The organism is Mycobacterium sp. 1465703.0 (genome assembly GCF_001672975.1).
In the GTDB taxonomy this organism is placed as follows: domain Bacteria; phylum Actinomycetota; class Actinomycetes; order Mycobacteriales; family Mycobacteriaceae; genus Mycobacterium.
Map to the genome: position 1 here is coordinate 1 of NZ_LZKU01000248.1, position 890 is coordinate 890.

The 890-nt window shown below is 71.2% G+C and carries 1 protein-coding gene; it reads right to left on the reverse strand.

Features of this window, described 5'->3' with window-relative positions; genetic code table 11:
- Window positions 1–890: DUF222 domain-containing protein (locus A5625_RS23550; RefSeq protein ID WP_156748489.1), on the reverse strand; the 890-nt coding region annotated here is incomplete at both ends.

Below are 890 nucleotides of genomic sequence, written 5' to 3' on the forward strand. Positions count from 1 at the left end.
CGCTCCGGGGCGCCATCACCGGGATGCACCAACGACACCAGCGTGGCCGAGGCGGCCAACTCGGCCACCAACTCCGGCGGAATCAACCCCTCAGCGCCCACCTGCGCCCCCGGTGCCGCGCCGCGGCCCTTCACAGTGGCGCCCTCAGCGACGACATGAATGACCACCGGCCCGGCCGCCGGCCGTGTCCCGGCCGCGCACTCCGAGCGCCCACACCGGCAGCCCAGCCGATCCGCCCCAGCCGCCAACGCCCCCAACGCATCGGCACGGCGCTGCTCACGGCTGCGCGGATCATGCGCGCACACCGTGGCCGCCAACGCATCCAACCGCCGATCCACCGCATGCGCATCCGCGCTGAACAGACTGCCTTCGATATGCGCGAGCCCGCCGTCCATCTCGGCGATCCACACCTGCCGCTCGGCGCGGCCCTCGCGGCGCCGGCGCACCGCATCAACATCGGCGCGAGCGACAATCGTGTCCACTTGTGCGGCCAGCCGCCCCTGCGTCATCGACGGCCACCGCGCCACCTTGATCGCCAACTCGGCATCCACCGCCGCCACCACGTCCGCATCGGTGATCAGATCGGTGCGATACACGATCGTGGCGAACAGCCGAAAATCGATCTCACCGGCCCCAAACACCTCCCCGACCCGCGGCAGCCGCTCACGCATCGCGCGCGCATACCGCACCCGGCTGGCCGCCAGGCCCTGGCTGATCCGCAACGCCGCGGCCACCTCCGCGCTCACCGCCGCCTCGGTATCCACCGCCCACTGCTCGGTCTCCGAACAGCGTGACAACCGATACGAAAACAACTCCCCAATCGCCACCAACTGCTCAGCCGCCGCCCGGTTCTCCACCCGCGCAAACACCCCCACCCGCTCCAGCAGCGC